An 18,689-nucleotide genomic window follows, 5' to 3' on the forward strand; every position below is an offset into this window, starting at 1 on the left:
AAGATTGCGCCGGAAACGGTGTATCGGAGGCAATCGCACGCAAGTTGACATAAAATCGGTTCAAGCCCTTGCACAGAAGGCTCTTTCCGCCGTCACGCGTGTTGCGAGTCCCCACGTCCTATGCTAGACGAACCCCGAATTTCGGAAAAAGGCTGGAGGGGTCCTCCGGTCTAAATGAGAAAAAGAAGCAAATTCAAGTGTTTGTCTGAACTCCGAAAACAGGCGTAAGACTTGGATGATAATCAGGGAAATTGTGCCCGTGGCAGACACATCCCAGCAGACTTCCGGCATGGCTTATCGCTACGCCAGCTCGCTGTTCGAGCTTGCGCTGGAGACCGGCTCGGTCGAGCAGGTGCGCTCAGATCTTGACCGTTTTCAGGCAATGATCGACGAAAGCGATGACCTGAAGAGGCTGATCGCAAGTCCGGTGTTTTCGGCTGAAGGGCAGAGCCGCGCGGTTTCGGCGCTCGCTGCCAAGGCTGGCATCCAGGGCCTCGTCGCAAACTTCCTGAAGGTCGTTGCGGGCAATCGCCGGCTCTTCGCGCTGCCGGGTATCATTCGCTCGTTCCGTGCCACTCATGCTCGCCATCGCGGCGAGGTTACTGCCGAGGTTGTCTCGGCCCATGCGCTGTCGCAGGCGCAGGAACAAGAACTCAAGTCGGCGCTGAAGGGCGTGAGCGGCAAGGACGTCAATCTGGACGTGTCTGTCGATCCGTCGATCCTCGGCGGCCTGATCGTCAAGATCGGCTCGCGTCAGATCGATACGTCTCTTCGCACCAAACTTTCCACCCTTAAGCTTGCACTGAAAGAGGTTGGCTGATGGACATCCGCGCCGCGGAAATTTCCGCAATTCTGAAAGATCAAATCAAGAACTTCGGCCAGGAGGCTGAGGTCTCCGAAGTTGGTCAGGTTCTGTCCGTCGGTGACGGTATTGCTCGCGTTTACGGTCTCGACAACGTCCAGGCGGGCGAAATGGTCGAGTTCCCGGGCGGCATCCGCGGCATGGCGCTGAACCTCGAATCCGACAATGTCGGCGTGGTTATCTTCGGCTCCGACCGTGACATCAAGGAAGGCGACACCGTCAAGCGGACCGGCGCCATCGTGGAAGTGCCGGTTGGTCCGGAACTGCTCGGCCGCGTCGTCGACGCGCTCGGTAACCCGATCGATGGCAAGGGCCCGATCAACACGGCGCGCCGTTCGCGCGTTGACGTCAAGGCTCCCGGCATCATTCCGCGCAAGGGCGTGCATGAGCCGATGTCCACCGGCATCAAGGCCATTGACGCTCTGATCCCGGTTGGCCGCGGCCAGCGCGAGCTGGTCATCGGTGACCGCCAGACCGGCAAGACCGCCATCATCCTGGATACCTTCCTCAACCAGAAGCCGATCCACGACAACGGCCCGGACGGCGACAAGCTGTTCTGCGTCTACGTTGCTATCGGCCAGAAGCGCTCGACGGTTGCGCAGTTCGTCAAGGTGCTCGAAGAGCGCGGCGCCCTGCAGTATTCGATCGTTGTTGCGGCAACCGCATCCGATCCGGCTCCCATGCAGTATCTGGCCCCGTTTGCCGGCTGCGCCATGGGCGAATACTTCCGCGACAACGGCCAGCACGCGCTGATCGCCTATGACGACCTGTCCAAGCAGGCTGTTGCCTACCGCCAGATGTCGCTTCTGCTGCGCCGCCCGCCGGGCCGCGAAGCCTATCCGGGCGACGTTTTCTATCTGCATTCGCGTCTTCTCGAGCGCGCCGCCAAGATGGGCGATGCGGCTGGTGCCGGCTCGCTGACGGCTCTGCCGGTCATCGAAACCCAGGGCAACGACGTGTCGGCCTTCATTCCGACAAACGTGATCTCGATTACCGACGGCCAGATCTTCCTCGAAACCGACCTGTTCTACCAGGGCATCCGCCCCGCCGTGAACGTAGGTCTCTCGGTTTCGCGCGTTGGTTCTGCCGCCCAGATCAAGGCCATGAAGCAGGTTGCCGGTTCCATCAAGGGCGAGCTTGCGCAGTACCGCGAAATGGCGGCCTTTGCGCAGTTCGGCTCCGACCTTGACGCCTCCACGCAGCGCCTCCTGAACCGCGGCGCACGCCTGACCGAACTCCTGAAGCAGCCGCAGTTCTCGCCGCTGAAGACGGAAGAACAGGTTGCCGTGATCTTCGCCGGCGTGAACGGCTACCTGGACAAGATCCCGGTTGCCCAGGTCGGCAAGTTCGAGCAGGGTCTGCTCACCTATCTGCGCAACGACGGCAAGGCCGTGCTGGATGCGATCCGCACGGAAAAGCAGGTATCCGACGATACCCGCGCCAAGCTGAAGGCTGCGCTGGAGTCTTTCTCCAAGTCTTTCGCCTGAACGGATAAGCTCAAGGACCGATAACGGATGCCTTCACTTAAGGATCTGAAGAACCGGATCGCCTCCGTCAAGGCGACGCAGAAGATCACCAAGGCGATGAAAATGGTCGCCGCGGCGAAGCTGCGCCGTGCGCAGGAGGCAGCGGAAGCCGCTCGCCCCTACGCCGAACGGATGGATCGCGTTCTGGCCAGCCTCAGTGCTGCCTACAAGGACAGCCCGGAGGCTCCCCTCCTGCTGTCCGGCACCGGCCGTGACCAGACGCACCTGCTCATCGTCGCAACGGGTGAACGCGGATTGGCCGGGGGCTTCAACTCCTCCATCGTTCGCCTCGCCCGCGACCATGCGCTGAAGCTTCTGGCCGAAGGCAAGACCGTCAAAATCCTGACCGTCGGACGCAAGGGCAACGACGTTCTTCGCCGTACCTTCCGCGAAAACATCATCGACTACGTGACGTTCCGCGAAGTCAAGCAGCTTGGTTTTGCCAATGCCAGCGACGTTGCGCAGCGCGTCCTGTCTCTCTACGAGGCCGGCGAGTTTGATGTCGCGACGCTGTTTTATGCGCGGTTTGCCTCGGTGATCTCGCAGGTCGCAACGGCCCAGCAGATCATCCCGGCGAAGTTTGCCGAGACGGAAGTGCCGGCAGCGGCCGCACTCTACGAATACGAGCCGAGCGAGCAGGAAATCCTGGAAGACCTTCTGCCGCGCAATGTCGCGCTGCAGATCTTCCGCGCACTGCTGGAAAACAACGCTTCCTTCTACGGCGCGCAGATGTCTGCAATGGACAGCGCAACGCGCAATGCCGGCGACATGATCAACAAGCTGACGCTGTCCTACAACCGCCAGCGTCAGGCGCAGATCACGAAGGAACTTATCGAAATCATTTCGGGCGCTGAAGCGCTCTGAATGCCCAAGAAAGAAGGGTAAGACAACATGGCTAGAGCAGCGACCCTGAATACCTCCACGACGTCCACGAGCACGTCCGTTGGCCGCGTCACGCAGGTCATCGGCGCCGTGGTTGACGTCGCCTTCGACGGCGAACTGCCCTCGATCCTGAACGCGCTGGAAACCGACAACAACGGAAACCGCCTGGTTCTCGAAGTGGCCCAGCACCTCGGCGAAAGCGTCGTGCGCACCATCGCCATGGACTCGACCGAAGGTCTGGTTCGCGGTCAGAAGGTGGTCAACACCGGCGCACCGATCTCGGTGCCGGTCGGCGACGAGACGCTCGGCCGCATCATCAACGTCATCGGCGAGCCGGTTGACGAACTCGGCCCGATCCCGACGGAAGCCCGTCGCGGCATCCACCAGCCGGCTCCGGAATATGTCGAGCAGGCAACGGATTCGCAGATCCTCGTCACCGGCATCAAGGTCGTCGATCTTCTGGCGCCTTATGCCAAGGGCGGCAAGATCGGCCTGTTCGGCGGCGCCGGCGTCGGCAAGACGGTTCTCATCATGGAACTGATCAACAACGTCGCCAAGGCGCACGGTGGTTACTCGGTATTTGCCGGCGTGGGCGAACGCACCCGCGAAGGCAACGACCTCTACCACGAAATGATCGAGTCCAAGGTGAACGTCGATCCGCATGAAAACAACGGCTCTGCCGCCGGTTCCAAGTGCGCCCTGGTCTACGGCCAGATGAACGAGCCCCCGGGCGCCCGCGCCCGCGTCGCGCTGACCGGCCTCACCATCGCTGAAGACTTCCGCGACAAGGGCCAGGACGTTCTGTTCTTCGTCGACAACATCTTCCGCTTCACGCAGGCCGGTTCTGAAGTGTCGGCACTTCTCGGCCGTATCCCGTCGGCCGTTGGTTACCAGCCGACGCTTGCCACCGACATGGGCGCCCTGCAGGAGCGCATCACCACCACCACCAAGGGTTCGATCACCTCGGTTCAGGCCATCTACGTGCCCGCCGACGACTTGACCGACCCGGCTCCGGCAACCTCGTTCGCCCACCTGGACGCAACGACCGTTCTGTCGCGCTCGATCGCCGAAAAGGGTATCTACCCGGCCGTTGACCCGCTCGACTCCACCTCGCGCATGCTCGACCCGATGGTCATTGGTGAAGAACACTACGAAGTGGCCCGTAAGGTTCAGTCGACCCTGCAGCGCTACAAGGCCCTGCAGGACATCATCGCCATCCTCGGCATGGACGAACTGTCGGAAGAAGACAAGCAGACGGTTGCCCGCGCCCGCAAGATCGAGCGCTTCCTGTCGCAGCCCTTCCACGTGGCTGAAATCTTCACCGGTTCGCCGGGCAAGCTGGTTTCGCTGGAAGACACGATCAAGGGCTTCAAGGGCCTGGTCAACGGCGACTACGACCATCTGCCGGAAGCTGCTTTCTACATGGTCGGCTCCATCGAGGAAGCCATGGAAAAGGCAAAGAAGCTGGCCGCTGCCGCTTGACACTGATCGATGGAACGGCGCGCCCTCGTGCGCCGTTCCTTACCGCATAACGCCTTGAAGAAGTGGACCGTCATGGCCGACGCTTTCAAATTTGAACTGGTTTCGCCCGAGCGCCTCCTCGTTTCCGAACAGGTGACGGAAGTCATCCTCCCGGCAACGCTGGGTGAAATGACCGTGCTTGCCAAGCATGCCCCGACCATGACGACGATCAAGGCGGGCGTGGTCACGGTCAAGAACGCTGCGGGCCAGGTTCACAAATACGTCGTGTTCGGCGGTTTTGCCGATATCACGCCGACCGCCTGCACGCTGCTGGCCGAATCGGCCGTGCCGCAGGCAGAAGCCGATCGCAGCCTGTTCGAGAGCCGTATCGAAGCCTTGCGCGCCGATATCTCCGGCGCACCGACGGACGAGCATCGCACGCGCTTCGAGCACATGCTCGCCGACATGACGCATCTGCACAACGCGGTTCATCCGGACTGAGACGACCTCGCGTCTGAACGGTTCAAGGCGGCTTCGGCCGCCTTTTTCGTGCCCGTCATCTCCTCTTGCCGCTACGCCATCTCTGACGGAGCAAGGCCCGACAGCAGATGCTGGTGCAGTTGCAGGGCAGCCGCAGGCAACGGCCGGGTACGCGGCATGCCGAGATAATAGCCATACCCCGTTTCCAGCCGATGGGAGCCAAGCGTGACCAGCGCACCGGATGCCAGCTCCTCCGCAACAAGGCCGAGGCTGCCCAGTGTCACGCCTTCGCCGCGGATCGCCGCATCGACGGCCATCGAATAGGTGGAAAAGGACAGTCGCGCCTGTACCTTCGTCTGTGGCGAAATCTGCATGCGGGAAAACCACTGTCGAAATGAAATCCAGTTGGCATTGAAACGCTCGTAATCGATGAGATCGAGCGCCGCGATTTCGGCTGGAGAAACGGCATGCGGATCAAGGCGCCGCCGTGCCAGATAGGCCGGCGATGCGACAGGTACCAGAACCTCCGGGATCAGCAGGCTGAGGTTCCAGCGGGGGTGGTCGCCACTGGCATAGAGGATGACGAGGTCGTTGGCCTCCGATGCAAGTTCCGCCGGCGCATCCGTCGTCAGCAGCCGCACAGACACGGTGGGACTGGCATGGGAAAAATCGCGCAGCCGCTTGGCAAGCCAGAGATGCGAAACCGATCCGCTCGCCGCAATCGAGATGATTTCGCTTTGTCCGCCCCGGAATGGTTCGAGGCTTTCATCGAGATAGTCGAGCGTTGCGCGCACCCTTTGCCCCAGCCGTTCCCCCGCAGGGGTCAGTGCAAGATTGCGGCCACGGCGGGTGAAGAGTTGCGCGCCGAGCTGGTCTTCCAATCCCTTGATGCGCCGGCTGACGGCGGCCTGGGTGATGTGCAGCTCGCGCCCGGCGCCTGAAAAATTCATATGGCGGCAGGCCGCATCCAGCACGCGAAATGCTTCCAGCGGAATTTTGTCCAGCATCGCATCCTCCATGATCTCAAGTCATGAAACTGCCCGATTATTCACCGGATTTGAAGATCTGGTCTTGTGATGCAGAGTGCTGTTCTTCGTAACGGATGCTATCCCCCATGCGCTTTTCCACCGCCTTCATTCCCGATATTCACTTTGGCGCCGGCGCGGTGGGCGAGGTGGCTATGCTTGCCAGAGCGTTGGGGCCTGTCGAGTGCGCCTTGCTGGTCCTCGATGGCTTTCTCGCGCAAGGCGGACTTGCCGAAGCGCTCGTTGCGGATCTTTCCTCCGTGGGTATCCGGTCGCGGATTTTTTCAGAGTTTTCCGGCGAGCCGAAACTTTCGCATCTGCGGGCGGCTGTTGCGGCCGCTGAAGGCTGCCAGCTGGTGATCGGCATAGGCGGAGGCTCGGCGCTGGATATTGCCAAGATTACCGCCTGCTGCGCCGCCTCTGGAAAAGATCCGCTGCATTATGCGCTGGCGGCCAATCCGCTGCCTAAGAACCCGCTGAGGAAGATCCTCGTGCCGACGACGGCCGGCACCGGATCGGAAACCTCCGCTACCACGATTTTCACCGGCGAAACAGGCAAGAAGCTCTGGATCTGGGGGCCGGAGACAAAAGCCGATCAGGTGATCCTCGATCCGCAGCTGACCGTGACACTGCCGCCGTCGCTTACCGCCTGGTGCGGCATGGATGCCTTCATCCATGCCTTTGAAGCGGCCACGAACCGCAACGCCCATGCCGGTGCGGCCCTTTATGCGCATCAGGCCATGCGGTTGATCATCGATGGCCTGCCAGTCGCGGTCGCAGACCCCGGCAATCTGCCGGCGCGGGAAAAGCTGCTCCTGGGTTCCTGCTACGCCGGAATTGCCATCGACAACTGCGGTACGGCGATTGCGCATAATATGTCCCATGCGCTTGCGGGCCTTGCGCCGGTCCATCACGGGCTTGCGACGGCACTCGCCTTCGAGGCAACGCTGCCTTGGCTCGTTCAAACGGAAACACCCGATCTGCAGGCCGCGGCCCGCGCCTGTGGTCTGGAGCAGATACAAGACTTGCCGGCCTTTATCTCGGACCTGATGGATCGCTGCGGCATCCGGCGGGCGCTTCCGGCCGCCTTTGCCGCCTTCACGGCTGCAGATCTCGCTGCTGAAATGAAAGCGCCGGAAAACCAGCCGATGCGCCGGGCGACCATTTTCGAGGTCACTGATGCCGATCTCGACCGTTTTGCCGAAAGCCTGATGGCCCTGCCGAGGACACTTTGATGACCAAGACCCGTGCCGACTGGGAAGCGCTCGATGCACGCACGGTGCCGGAGGGGCGGCATTTCATCGACGGCGGTTTTCGCGCTGCTCTCTCGGGGAAGACCTTTACCCGCACCCGCCCGATGGACGGTCGCCTAGGGGCAAGTCTTGCCCGCGGTGATGCGGCCGATATCGATGCTGCCGTGAGCGCCGCCCGGTCGGCCTTTTTAAGCGGCGTCTGGCGCAAGAAGGACCCGTCCGACAAAAAGAGGATCATGCTCGCCTGGGCCGATCTCATCCGGCGCAATGGCGAGGAACTGGCGCTGCTTGAAACGCTGGATGTCGGCAAACCGGTGCTTGCCTCGCTCAATGTCGATGTGAGGCTGTGCGCCGACGGCATCCAGTTCTACGCGGAAATGATCGACAAGCTCTATGACGAGATTGCGCCGACCGGGCCGATGTCGCGGGCGCTGGTGCGCAAGGTGCCGCTTGGCGTCATCGGGGCCATCACGCCGTGGAACTACCCGATGATCATCGATGCCTGGAAGATCGGACCGGCCATTGCTGCCGGCAATTCCGTCGTGCTGAAGCCGGCAGAGCAATCCTCGCTGTCGGCCTTGAAGCTTGCGGAACTTGCGGTGGAAGCAGGGCTTCCGGCAGGCGTCTTCAACGTCGTGACCGGTTTTGGCGAGGAGACAGGCAAACCGCTCGCCTGCCATATGGATGTCGACATGATCGCCTTCACCGGCTCGACCGAGGTCGGCAAGCTGATCATGACCTATGCGGCACAATCCAACGTCAAGCGCGTGGCGCTGGAGCTTGGCGGCAAGTCGCCACTGGTGGTGTTTGCCGATGCGGATCTGGATCTCGCGGCGTCTGCCGCCGCTTGGGGCTGTTTCTACAATTCCGGCGAAACCTGCCATGCCGCCACCCGGCTGATCGTCGAGCGGTCGGTCGAGGCGGACCTGATCGAGCGCATTCGCAAGGTGACTGAGAACGAGATTATCCTTGCGCATCCCTTCGATCCCGCAGCCCAGATCGGCGCGCTGATCGAGGCGGCGCATATGGACAAGGTGCTGTCCATGATTGCCGCCGGTGAGAAGGAGGGGGCCCGTCGCGTGTTCGGGGCCGAGCGCGTGCTGTCGGAAACCGGAGGCTATTACGTGTCTCCCGGCGTCCTCACGGGCGTGACGAACGACATGAACATTGCCCGCGACGAAATCTTCGGACCGGTGCTTTGCTCGCTGTCCTTTGAGACGGAAGAAGAGGCGCTCGCCATCGCCAATGACACGATCTATGGCTTGGCGGGTGCCGTGTTTACGCGCGACATGAACCGGGTGCATCGGTTTTCGGAAAACCTTCATGCCGGCACGGTCTGGATCAATACCTATGACATGGCCAGTTTCTCCACCCCCTTCGGCGGGTTCAAGCAGTCCGGCTTCGGGCGGGACCGCTCAGTGCACGCCATCGACAAATACTGTGATTTCAAGACGATCTGGCAGCAGTTCAGCTGAGGTGGGCGCGCGATGAAGATTGCCTCGATCGAGATCAGCCATCACCGCCTGCCGCTCGATCCGCCGTTCAAGGCGAGCTGGGATGGCCGCCCCCGGCATCATTTCGATGCCACCGTGGTGCGCGTGCGCGACACGGATGGTCGCGAGGGCATTGGTTCCGGTGACCTGATGAAGGGCTTCGAAGGGCACGAAGACCTGTTTGTCGGGCATGATCCCCGCCATCTGGAGCGGCATTACGAAGTGCTCTCCCATATCAACTTTCATTATGGTCGCTGCTGGCCGCTGGATCTGGCGCTCTGGGACCTTTCGGGGAAGATTACCGGAGAACCGGTCTGGCGCATGCTGGGGGGGCGGGCAGACACGGTGCGGCTTTACGCGTCCTCCGGCGTACTGCGCGATGCTTCTGCCATGGCCGATCAGGCGGAACGTTATCTGGAGGAAGGCTTTTCAGCCATGAAGGTGCGCTTTTCCTCCTCCGCCGGCGGGCGGGCGAGCTGGCGCGAGGATGTGAAGGCCCTGGAAGCAATCCGCGCCCGGCTGGGCTCTCGGCTCGAACTGATGGTCGACTGCAATCAGGGCTGGCGCATGCCTTGGGATACGACACTCGCCTGGACCTTCAAGGACGCGCTCCTGGTGGCGCGCGAACTGGAAAGGCTGGACATCTACTGGATGGAGGAGCCGCTGCACCGCGCCGATTTGAAGGGCATGCGGCTTCTCAAAGAAGCAACGGCAGTGCGCATCGCCGGCGGTGAGATGACGCGGGAACTGAGCGAGTTTCGCCAGATCATCGAGGAGCGGGCGCTCGATGTCATCCAGCCCGACGTGGCGCTGGTGGGGGGCATTACCGGCTGTCGGCGTCTGGTTTATCAGGCGCGCGAGGCGGGCATGACCTTTACCCCGCACAGCTGGACCAATGGCATCGGCGTGCTGGCGAATGCGCATCTGACGGCGGGTGTCGGCGATGCGCCCTTCCTCGAATATCCCTATGACGGGCCGGAGTGGAGCGAGGCCCGCCGCGATTTCCCGATGGCAGAACCCTTGCAGCACCGCAATGGCTGGCTGGACCTTGGCGAAACGCCGGGGCTCGGCGTGCATCTGGATGAGGAGCGGCTTGCAGCCACGCGCGTCTGAAGAGGCGGCCCCGGAGCGGGAGCGGCGGCCATGCCTTGCCTTAAATCAATTCCCGCCTTGCCCTGAACGTGTAGAGTGGTCCTGTCATTCAACAGGAGTTGCGCATGAAGGTGGGGATCGTAGGCGCCGGCATGGTCGGCAGTACGGCAGGCTATGCGCTGGCGCTGACGGGCACGGCAAGCGAAGTGGTGCTGGTGGATAAGAACGGCTCGCTTGCGCTGGCGCAGGCGGAGGATATTGCCCACGCCACGCCCTTTCATTCCGCCACCAAGGTGACGGCCGGCGGTTATGAGGCGCTGGAAGGGGCAGGCGTGGTCATTCTCGCCGCCGGTGTCAGCCAGAAACCCGGCGAAGACCGGCTCTCCCTCCTGGAGCGCAATGCCGATGTTTTTCGAAGCATCGTGACGTCTGTGCTGTCCGTGGCGCCTGACGCCATTCTTCTGGTCGCTTCCAACCCCGTCGATATCATGACCGATATTGCCACCCGCCTGTCCGGCCTTGCGCCGCAGCGGGTGATCGGCTCGGGCACGATCCTCGACACGGCGCGGTTTCGCACGCTGCTCGGGCGCCAACTTGGCATTTCCGCCCAGTCCGTCCATGCCTATGTGCTGGGTGAGCATGGCGACAGCGAAGTGCTGACCTGGTCGAATGCCCTGGCCGGGTCCGTCTCCGTCGCCTCGTTTGCCGAACAGGTGGGCAAGCCGTTGACAGCGGAGATCCGCGCCTTGATCGACGACAACGTGCGCAACGCCGCCTATCGCATCATCGAAGGCAAGGGCGCCACCTATTACGGCATCGGCGCCGGCCTGCAGCGGATCGTCAAGGCAATCGCGCTCGATCAGCGGGCAGTCCTGTCGGTATCCATGGTGACACAGCTTGTGGAAGGTGTGGACGACGTTGCGCTGTCTGTGCCGCGCGTCATCGGGGCGGCGGGTGTGCTGGCGGATCTTTTCCCGGATCTTGATGATGCGGAACACAAGGCGCTCGCCCGCAGCGCTCACATCATCAAGGAGCGGACCGGCTCGATCCGCCTCTGATCTCAGGCATGGCGCAGCTGATCGGTCGACAAGGTGTAGCGAAGCCCAGACGGATCATAGGCGAGCAGGGCTGTTCCACCGAAATCATGCGGAACGACACGCTCCATCAGCGTTGTCCCGAAGCCGCGGCGCGAAGGAGGTGCGACCGTAGGGCCGCCATTTTCCTGCCAGGTGAGGCGGAAGCGACCAAGACCGTCACCCTCCCAGGTAATCGCCACTGTCCCGTTATCGGCATGCAGCGCGCCGTATTTGATGGCATTGGTCGCCAGTTCGTTGATGGCGAGCGACAGCGAAAGCGCCTGCTTTTCATTGAGCATCACCTGAGGGCCGCTCATCAGGATGCGCTCGGCCGTCATACGGTGCGGGGCAAGGCCGATGTCCAGAACCTGGCGCACAAGCACGTCTCCCTTGCTGGTTTCTGTGAGGAGCGCATGGGCGCTCGCAATCGCTGAAAGCCGCTGCAGGAGCAGCGGACGGATTTCCGCAAGAGGCCGTTCCGAGCGCAGGGTCTGGCTGACGATCGAATTGACCGTCGCAAACATGTTCTTGATCCGGTGCTGCAGTTCCGACGTCATAAGGCGGGCCTGCCGCTCGCTCGCCACCCGCTCCGTTGTCTCGATTGCGGTCGCCAGAAGTCCGGCAATCTGGCCGGCATCGTCGCGCAAAGGATTGTAGCAGAAGGTGAAACAGGCCTCTTCCGGATAGCCTTTGCGCGACACCGTCAAGGGCACGTCTTCCATATAGGTGGCTTTGCCCGCCTGTGCTGCGGCGGCGATCGGCCCCAATGTGTCCCAGACGTCCGACCAGACGTCCGAAAATGGCCGTCCCATGGCTTCGGGTTTCCCACCGAGGATCGGGCGAAACGGGTCGTTATAGAGGGTGATCAGTTGCGGCCCCCAGGCAATGGCGGCTGGAAAGGTCGAGGTGAGAATGGAGGCAGCAATGGTGCGCAGCGAAATCGGCCAGGTCTCGAGCGGCCCAAGCGGTGTGGACGTCCACTTGGTATCGCGGATCAGCGCGGCCGAAGCACCGCCGCCTTCCAGGAATGAGAATGTATCCTTTATCGTCACGGTTCCTCCCGCCACTGCCTCCGAAAAAGTCGAGACGCCGCGCCCCGATGTTCGCATCTAGGGCAGGAAGCGAACGAGACAACTTTGTCGTGCCTCTTTCGTATACCGCGTCGGTTGCCATCCGGGCCAATGGTTGACCTTTGCCCCCGCAATTGGCCACAAGAGAGGGAGCGAGTGCCGACAGGAAATGTCGGCGCCCAAATCTTTCCGCGAGGGCGCCATGATCGACAAGCTGGAATTCTTCATTGCGCTTGCCGGGGCCGGTCATTTCGGCCGTGCGGCGGAAGAATGCGGCATTTCGCAGCCGACGCTCTCGGCCGCGATCCGCCAGCTGGAGGATCAGCTCGGCGTGGTGCTGGTGGTGCGCGGCTCGCGTTTCCAGGGGCTGACGCCGGAAGGGCAGCGCGTGCTGGAATGGGCGCGCCGCATCGTCGGCGATACCCGCACCATGCGCGAGGAAATGCGCGCCGCCCGCAAGGGGCTTGCCGGCCATATCCGGCTGGCGGTCATCCCGACCGCGCTTGCCATGGTGCCGCGGCTTACCGAACCCTTTCAGGCCCGCCATCCGAACGTCACATTTTCCGTCACGTCGCGCACCTCGCTGCAGGTTCTGAGCCAACTGGAAAATCTCGAGATCGATGCCGGCATCACCTATCTCGACAACGAACCGCTTGGCCGGGTCACCACCGTTCCCCTGTATTCAGAGCGCTATCACCTGATCGCCGCAGCCGGTACGCCGCTTGCGGATTGTCAGAGCGTGACCTGGAAGGAAGTCTCGGATCTTCGGCTTTGTCTATTGACCCCGGACATGCAGAACCGCCGGATCATCAACAAGCACATGGCCGAAGCCGGTGTCCGGGCCAAGCCGACGCTCGAATCCAATTCCATGATCGTGCTGTTTTCCCATATCCGCACCGGCCAGTGGGCCTCGATCATGCCGCGTAACGTTGCGGAATCCTTCGGTTTTCCCGAGGAGATCCGGATGATCCCGATCAGCGAGCCGGAGGCCGAGCATCTGGTGGGCCTCGTTGCCACGCATCGCGAACCACACACGCCGCTCGTCTCCGCCCTGCTGCACGAGGCAAGATCCCGCGTTGCAGCATCCGCGTTCGATAGTTTTTTTCTATCGCGTAACGAGACGGCGATATTGACCTGATGTATGCATCTTCGTCATCCTTCACGAACAGGCAGCGTTGCCGTTTCGGATGACGGCGCCCGGATCGCTTGCGATCCATGACAGCAACCGGCGATTTGTGCCGGAAGCGTGCCGGGTGTCGGTTTGGGAGGACTGACCATGAATGTTCGGGTGGTTGCCGTGGATGAGGCAACCCGTATTGCGGCCATCATCGAGGACTGTCGGCATCTGGAAGGTCCGATGCTGCCCATCCTGCACAAGGTGCAGGCGGAATTCGGCTATATTCCCGAGGGCGCCAAGCAGGTCATTGCACAAGCGCTGAACCTGTCGCGCGCCGAGGTGCACGGCGTCGTCACCTTCTACCATGATTTCAAGGATCATCCGGCCGGCCGCCACACGCTAAAACTCTGTCGCGCCGAAGCCTGCCAGTCGATGGGCGGCGATGCGCTGGCCGAGCGGGCGAAGGCGAAGCTCGGCCTCGGCTGGCATGAAACGGCGGCCGATGGCTCGGTCACGCTCGAACCGGTCTTCTGTCTCGGGCTCTGTGCGCAGGCGCCGGCCGCCATGCTCGACGGTGAACTGTATGCCCGGCTTGACGAAGACTGTCTGAACGACATTGTTGCGGAGGTGCGTGCATGAGCGTGCCCGAAACCATCACGGTTTTCGTTCCCCGCGATGCGGCAGCCCTTGCTGTCGGTGCCGACAAGGTCGCCGCCGCGATCGAGCGCGAGGCAAAGGCCCGCAATCGCGATGTGCACATCGTCCGCAACGGCTCGCGCGGCATGCTGTGGCTGGAAGTGCTGGTCGAGGTGCGCACCGACCATGGCCGCGTCGCCTATGGACCCGTCAAGGCCGCCGACGTGCCGTCGCTGTTCGAGGCCGGCTTCCTTGCCGGCGGCGATCACCCGCTCTGTCATGGGCTGACCAGCGAGATCCCCTTCCTCAAGAACCAGACGCGGCTCACCTTCTCCCGCTGCGGCATCACCGATCCTCTGTCGCTCACGGATTACCGGCACTACAAGGGCCTCACGGGTCTTCAAAAGGCCGTGGCCATGCCGCCGGCCGAGATCGTCAAGCAGGTCACCGACAGCGGGTTGCGCGGTCGCGGCGGCGCAGGCTTCCCGACCGGCATCAAGTGGAAGACGGTGGCCGATGCGAAGGCCGACCAGAAATACATCGTCTGCAATGCCGACGAGGGTGACAGCGGCACCTTCGCCGACCGGATGATCATGGAGGGTGATCCCTTTGTGCTGATCGAAGGCATGGCGATTGCCGGTATCGCGGTCGGCGCCACAAAGGGCTATGTCTACACCCGCTCCGAATATCCGCATGCGATTGCCATCATGGAAGAGGCGATCGCCATCGCCCGCCGGGAAGGCATTCTCGGTCCGTCCGTTTTGGGCTCTGCTTACGCATTCGATATGGAAGTGCGCATGGGTGCCGGCGCCTATGTCTGCGGCGAGGAAACCTCGCTGTTGAACAGCCTCGAAGGCAAGCGCGGCATCGTGCGCGCCAAGCCGCCGCTGCCGGCGCTGCAGGGCCTGTTCGGCAAGCCGACGGTGGTCAACAACGTCATGTCGCTCGCCTCCATCCCCGTCATCATGGACCGTGGCGCCCAATTCTACCGCGATTACGGCGTCGGCCGTTCGCATGGCACGATCCCGATCCAGCTTGCCGGCAATCTGAAGTATGGCGGGCTCTATGAAACCGCCTTCGGCCTGACGCTCGGAGAACTGGTCAACGAGATCGGCGGCGGCACCATCAGCGGCCGTCCCGTTAAGGCGGTGCAGGTCGGTGGCCCTCTCGGCGCCTATTTTCCGCCGGCGCTGTTCGACACGGTGTTCGATTACGAGGCCTTCACCGCCGCCGGCGGTCTCATTGGCCATGCGGGCATCGTGGTGTTCGACGACAGCGTCGACATGCTGAAGCAGGCACGCTTTGCCATGGAATTCTGCGCGGTCGAAAGCTGCGGCAAGTGCACGCCCTGCCGCATCGGCTCGACGCGCGGCGTCGAGACCGTGGACAAGATCGCCCGTGGCATCGAGCCGGAGAAGAACAAGGTGCTGCTGGAAGACCTCTGCAACACCATGAAGTTCGGCTCGCTCTGTGCGCTCGGCGGCTTCACGCCCTATCCGGTGATGAGCGCCATGACGCATTTCCCGCAGGATTTTGCGCCGGCCCCGGTGAGGGAGGCTGCGGAATGAGTGTCAGAGAAAGACCCCTCCCGCTCGCTTTGCTCGCCGCCCTCCCCACAAGGGGGAGGGCTCAGCGCGCGGCACCGTCCCGCCCGACGCAAGCGAATAAGGCAGCTGCACCGTCGCTAACCCACTCGTTTGGCTACCGGGAGCACACGGCCGCCACGAGTTATCTCCCCCCTTGTGGGGGAGATGGCCGGCAGGCCAGAGGGGGTCTCATCTCCCGTTCGTCCCGCGTTCTCGCCCATTCCGCACAGGAGGCCATCCATGCCCCTCGTTCCTGAAATCGATTACGGCACGCCCGCCTCGCGTGCCGAAAAACTGGTGACGCTCACCATCGACGGCCGGCAGATCACCGTGCCCGAGGGTACCTCGATCATGCGCGCCTCGATGGAGGCCGGCATTCAGGTGCCAAAACTCTGCGCGACCGACATGGTCGATGCCTTCGGCTCCTGCCGTCTCTGTCTGATCGAGGTGGAGGGCCGCAACGGCACCCCCGCCTCCTGCACCACGCCCGTTGCGCCCGGCATCGTCGTTCATACCCAGACGGAGCGGCTGAAGGCGATCCGCAAGGGGGTGATGGAACTTTACATCTCCGACCATCCGCTGGACTGCCTCACCTGCGCCGCCAATGGCGATTGCGAGCTGCAGGATATGGCCGGTGCCGTCGGCCTGCGCGATGTGCGTTACGGCTATGAGGGCGAGAATCATGTGAAGGCCCGCTCGGCCGAGGGCGGGATCAATGCGCAGTGGATGCCGAAGGACGAGAGCAATCCCTATTTCACCTATGACCCGTCGAAATGCATCGTCTGTTCGCGCTGCGTACGCGCCTGCGAGGAGGTGCAGGGCACGTTTGCGCTGACCATTGAAGGCCGTGGTTTCGACAGCCGTGTCTCGCCCGGCGCACATGAAGCCTTTCTCTCTTCCGAATGCGTTTCCTGCGGCGCCTGCGTGCAGGCCTGCCCGACCGCCACGCTGACGGAAAAGTCGGTAATCTCCATCGGTCAGCCGGAGCATTCGCTGGTGACCACCTGCGCCTATTGCGGCGTCGGCTGTTCGTTCAAGGCGGAAATGCGCGGCGAGGAGCTGGTGCGGATGGTGCCCTGGAAGGATGGCCAGGCCAATCGCGGCCATTCCTGCGTCAAGGGTCGGTTCGCCTATGGTTACGCAAGCCACAAGGACCGCATCCTGAACCCGATGATCCGCGAGAAGATCACCGATCCCTGGCGCGAGGTGACGTGGGAAGAGGCCTTTGCCCATGTCGCCTCGGAATTCCGGCGCATCCAGTACCAGTATGGTCGGGAATCGATCGGCGGCATCACCTCGTCGCGTTGCACCAACGAGGAAACCTATCTCGTCCAGAAGCTGATCCGCGCCGGCTTCGGCAACAACAATGTCGATACCTGCGCCCGTGTCTGCCATTCGCCGACCGGTTATGGTCTCGGCCAGGCCTTCGGCACCTCGGCCGGCACGCAGAATTTCGATAGCGTCGAGCATTCGGATGTGGTGCTGGTCATCGGCGCAAACCCGACGGACGGGCATCCGGTGTTCGGTTCGCGGTTGAAGAAGCGCCTGCGTCAGGGCGCAAAGCTGATCGTCATCGATCCGCGCCGCATCGATCTGGTCAAGACGCCGCATGTGGAGGCTGCCTTCCACCTGCCGCTGAAGCCCGGCACCAATGTCGCGGTGCTGACGGCGATTGCCCATGTCATCGTCACCGAAGGCCTGTTTGACGAGGCCTTCATTCGCACCCGCTGCGACTGGTCCGAATTCGAGGACTGGGCGGCTTTCGTCGCCGAGCCGCAGCACAGCCCGGAAGAAACGGAAAAGTTCACCGGTGTTCCGGCGGAAGACCTGCGCGGCGCGGCGCGTCTCTATGCCAAAGGCGGCAATGGCGCGATCTATTACGGCCTGGGTGTCACCGAACACAGCCAGGGCTCGACCACGGTCATGGCGATTGCCAACCTGGCGATGGCCACCGGCAATATCGGTCGTCCGGGCGTCGGCGTGAACCCGCTGCGTGGGCAGAACAATGTGCAGGGTTCCTGTGACATGGGGTCCTTCCCGCACGAACTACCGGGCTATCGCCACATCTCCGACGATGCGACGCGCGAAACCTTCGAAAAGCTCTGGGGTGTCACGCTCAACAACGAGCCAGGGCTTCGCATTCCCAACATGCTGGATGCCGCCGTCGAAGGCTCGTTCAAGGGCATCTACATCCAGGGCGAGGACATCCTCCAGTCTGACCCGGACACCAAGCATGTCTCCGCCGGTCTGGAAGCCATGGAATGCGTCGTGGTCCACGATCTCTTCCTGAACGAGACCGCCAATTACGCGCATGTCTTCCTGCCGGGGTCCACCTTCCTGGAAAAGGACGGCACGTTTACCAATGCCGAGCGTCGCATCAACCGCGTGCGCAAGGTCATGACGCCGAAGAATGGCTATGCGGATTGGGAAGTGACCCGGAAGCTGGCGCAGGCCATGGGCCTTGCTTGGACCTATAGCCATCCGTCCGAAATCATGGACGAGATCGCCGCGACGACACCGAGCTTTGCCGGCGTGTCCTACGACTATCTGGAGAAGAAGGGTTCGGTGCAGTGGCCCTGCAACGAAAAGTTCCCGGATGGCTCGCCGATTATGCACATCGACGGCTTCGTGCGCGGCAAGGGTAAGTTCATACGAACGGAATATGTCGCGACCGACGAACGCACTGGCCCGCGCTTCCCGCTGCTGCTCACCACCGGCCGCATTCTCAGCCAATACAATGTCGGCGCCCAGACGCGGCGTACGGAGAATGTCGTCTGGCACGAGGAGGACCGGCTGGAAATTCATCCGCACGATGCCGAACAGCGCGGCATCAAGGATCGCGACTGGGTGAAGCTCGCAAGCCGCGCCGGCGAGACGACCCTGCGCGCGCTGATCACCGATCGCGTGGCGCCGGGCGTGGTCTATACCACCTTCCACCATCCGAACACGCAGGCCAACGTCATCACCACCGACTTCTCCGACTGGGCGACGAACTGCCCGGAATACAAGGTGACGGCAGTGCAGATCTCGCCCTCCAACGGTCCGACCGAATGGCAGGAGGATTACGAGGAACTCAGCCGTCGCTCCCGCCGCATTGCCGGCAAGCTGGAAGCGGCGGAGTAGGGCAGGT

General features: G+C 62.5%; 15 protein-coding genes. 13 read left to right on the plus strand and 2 right to left on the minus strand.

All coding sequences use genetic code 11. From position 1 onward, the window contains the following. Positions 1-253: 253 nt before the first annotated feature. The 5 genes from ACEXP3_RS11525 to ACEXP3_RS11545 all read left to right on the plus strand — a co-directional run bounded on the left by ACEXP3_RS11525 (position 254) and on the right by ACEXP3_RS11545 (position 5,232). The gene (locus ACEXP3_RS11525) at positions 254-820 is read left to right on the plus strand and encodes a F0F1 ATP synthase subunit delta (RefSeq protein ID WP_377297488.1); all 567 of its coding nucleotides are present in this window, start codon (positions 254-256) and stop codon (positions 818-820) included. After that, entirely contained in the window at positions 820-2,349 is a 1,530-nt protein-coding gene (atpA, locus tag ACEXP3_RS11530; RefSeq protein ID WP_210105831.1) for a F0F1 ATP synthase subunit alpha, read from the plus strand. Before ACEXP3_RS11525 ends, atpA begins: the two co-directional genes overlap by 1 nt. 27 nt (positions 2,350-2,376) lie before the next feature. Beyond that, positions 2,377-3,252 carry a F0F1 ATP synthase subunit gamma gene (locus tag ACEXP3_RS11535; RefSeq protein WP_377297384.1) on the plus strand — a complete coding sequence of 292 codons (876 nt, stop codon included), beginning with the start codon at positions 2,377-2,379 and terminating at the stop codon, positions 3,250-3,252. Between the two features lie 27 nt (positions 3,253-3,279). After that, positions 3,280-4,752, plus strand: a complete 1,473-nt coding sequence (gene atpD / locus ACEXP3_RS11540; protein ID WP_210105829.1) for a F0F1 ATP synthase subunit beta — start codon at positions 3,280-3,282, stop codon at positions 4,750-4,752. Positions 4,753-4,824: 72 nt separating this feature from the next. Then, positions 4,825-5,232: a F0F1 ATP synthase subunit epsilon gene (locus tag ACEXP3_RS11545; protein ID WP_210105828.1), complete on the plus strand. Its 408-nt coding sequence runs from the start codon at positions 4,825-4,827 to the stop codon at positions 5,230-5,232. Positions 5,233-5,303: 71 nt separating this feature from the next. Here the strand turns inward: ACEXP3_RS11545 and ACEXP3_RS11550 are convergent, their stop codons facing one another. Further along, a complete protein-coding gene (locus ACEXP3_RS11550; RefSeq protein ID WP_377297385.1) occupies positions 5,304-6,218 on the minus strand; it encodes a LysR substrate-binding domain-containing protein in 915 nt (304 codons plus the stop codon). Positions 6,219-6,325: 107 nt separating this feature from the next. Here ACEXP3_RS11550 and ACEXP3_RS11555 point away from each other — a divergent pair, with 107 nt between their 5' ends. From ACEXP3_RS11555 to ACEXP3_RS11570, 4 genes are all read left to right on the plus strand, one after another. Then, entirely contained in the window at positions 6,326-7,471 is a 1,146-nt protein-coding gene (locus tag ACEXP3_RS11555) for an iron-containing alcohol dehydrogenase (RefSeq protein ID WP_377297386.1), read from the plus strand. Then, entirely contained in the window at positions 7,471-8,964 is a 1,494-nt protein-coding gene (locus ACEXP3_RS11560; protein WP_377297387.1) for an aldehyde dehydrogenase, read from the plus strand. The genes ACEXP3_RS11555 and ACEXP3_RS11560 overlap by 1 nt, the downstream gene beginning before the upstream one ends. Before the next feature lie 12 nt (positions 8,965-8,976). After that, positions 8,977-10,095: a mandelate racemase/muconate lactonizing enzyme family protein gene (locus tag ACEXP3_RS11565; protein ID WP_377297388.1), complete on the plus strand. Its 1,119-nt coding sequence runs from the start codon at positions 8,977-8,979 to the stop codon at positions 10,093-10,095. Positions 10,096-10,199: 104 nt separating this feature from the next. Further along, positions 10,200-11,132, plus strand: coding sequence for an L-lactate dehydrogenase (locus ACEXP3_RS11570; RefSeq protein ID WP_377297389.1), 933 nt, complete (start codon positions 10,200-10,202; stop codon positions 11,130-11,132). 2 nt (positions 11,133-11,134) lie between these two features. Here the strand turns inward: ACEXP3_RS11570 and ACEXP3_RS11575 are convergent, their stop codons facing one another. Further along, a complete protein-coding gene (locus tag ACEXP3_RS11575) occupies positions 11,135-12,202 on the minus strand; it encodes an HWE histidine kinase domain-containing protein (protein WP_377297390.1) in 1,068 nt (355 codons plus the stop codon). A 220-nt stretch (positions 12,203-12,422) separates the two neighbouring features. On the opposite strand from ACEXP3_RS11575, the gene ACEXP3_RS11580 reads away from it, so the two are divergent. The 4 genes from ACEXP3_RS11580 to fdhF all read left to right on the plus strand — a co-directional run bounded on the left by ACEXP3_RS11580 (position 12,423) and on the right by fdhF (position 18,682). Beyond that, the gene (locus ACEXP3_RS11580; RefSeq protein ID WP_377297391.1) at positions 12,423-13,358 is read left to right on the plus strand and encodes a LysR family transcriptional regulator; all 936 of its coding nucleotides are present in this window, start codon (positions 12,423-12,425) and stop codon (positions 13,356-13,358) included. A gap of 138 nt (positions 13,359-13,496) precedes the next feature. Beyond that, positions 13,497-13,976 (plus strand): formate dehydrogenase subunit gamma, encoded by a 480-nt coding sequence (locus ACEXP3_RS11585; protein WP_377297392.1) that lies wholly within the window; start codon positions 13,497-13,499, stop codon positions 13,974-13,976. Further along, positions 13,973-15,541, plus strand: a complete 1,569-nt coding sequence (locus ACEXP3_RS11590; protein ID WP_377297393.1) for a formate dehydrogenase beta subunit — start codon at positions 13,973-13,975, stop codon at positions 15,539-15,541. The genes ACEXP3_RS11585 and ACEXP3_RS11590 overlap by 4 nt, the downstream gene beginning before the upstream one ends. Positions 15,542-15,799: 258 nt before the next feature. Then, positions 15,800-18,682 carry a formate dehydrogenase subunit alpha gene (gene fdhF, locus ACEXP3_RS11595; RefSeq protein WP_377297394.1) on the plus strand — a complete coding sequence of 961 codons (2,883 nt, stop codon included), beginning with the start codon at positions 15,800-15,802 and terminating at the stop codon, positions 18,680-18,682. The last annotated feature ends 7 nt before the right edge of the window (positions 18,683-18,689 follow it).

It is taken from the genome of Neorhizobium fuzhouense (assembly GCF_042611105.1).
Lineage (GTDB): Bacteria > Pseudomonadota > Alphaproteobacteria > Rhizobiales > Rhizobiaceae > Neorhizobium > Neorhizobium galegae_A.

Excerpts from the sequence above, each read along its gene's own strand:
- atpA (WP_210105831.1), top strand. The coding sequence starts at position 820 with ATGGACATCCGCGCCGCGGAAATTTCCGCAATTCTGAAAGATCAAATC.
- ACEXP3_RS11535 (WP_377297384.1), top strand. The coding sequence starts at position 2,377 with ATGCCTTCACTTAAGGATCTGAAGAACCGGATCGCCTCCGTCAAGGCG.
- atpD (WP_210105829.1), top strand. The coding sequence starts at position 3,280 with ATGGCTAGAGCAGCGACCCTGAATACCTCCACGACGTCCACGAGCACG.
- ACEXP3_RS11545 (WP_210105828.1), top strand. The coding sequence starts at position 4,825 with ATGGCCGACGCTTTCAAATTTGAACTGGTTTCGCCCGAGCGCCTCCTC.
- ACEXP3_RS11550 (WP_377297385.1), bottom strand. The coding sequence starts at position 6,218 with ATGCTGGACAAAATTCCGCTGGAAGCATTTCGCGTGCTGGATGCGGCC.
- ACEXP3_RS11555 (WP_377297386.1), top strand. The coding sequence starts at position 6,326 with ATGCGCTTTTCCACCGCCTTCATTCCCGATATTCACTTTGGCGCCGGC.
- ACEXP3_RS11560 (WP_377297387.1), top strand. The coding sequence starts at position 7,471 with ATGACCAAGACCCGTGCCGACTGGGAAGCGCTCGATGCACGCACGGTG.
- ACEXP3_RS11565 (WP_377297388.1), top strand. The coding sequence starts at position 8,977 with ATGAAGATTGCCTCGATCGAGATCAGCCATCACCGCCTGCCGCTCGAT.
- ACEXP3_RS11570 (WP_377297389.1), top strand. The coding sequence starts at position 10,200 with ATGAAGGTGGGGATCGTAGGCGCCGGCATGGTCGGCAGTACGGCAGGC.
- ACEXP3_RS11580 (WP_377297391.1), top strand. The coding sequence starts at position 12,423 with ATGATCGACAAGCTGGAATTCTTCATTGCGCTTGCCGGGGCCGGTCAT.
- ACEXP3_RS11585 (WP_377297392.1), top strand. The coding sequence starts at position 13,497 with ATGAATGTTCGGGTGGTTGCCGTGGATGAGGCAACCCGTATTGCGGCC.
- ACEXP3_RS11590 (WP_377297393.1), top strand. The coding sequence starts at position 13,973 with ATGAGCGTGCCCGAAACCATCACGGTTTTCGTTCCCCGCGATGCGGCA.
- fdhF (WP_377297394.1), top strand. The coding sequence starts at position 15,800 with ATGCCCCTCGTTCCTGAAATCGATTACGGCACGCCCGCCTCGCGTGCC.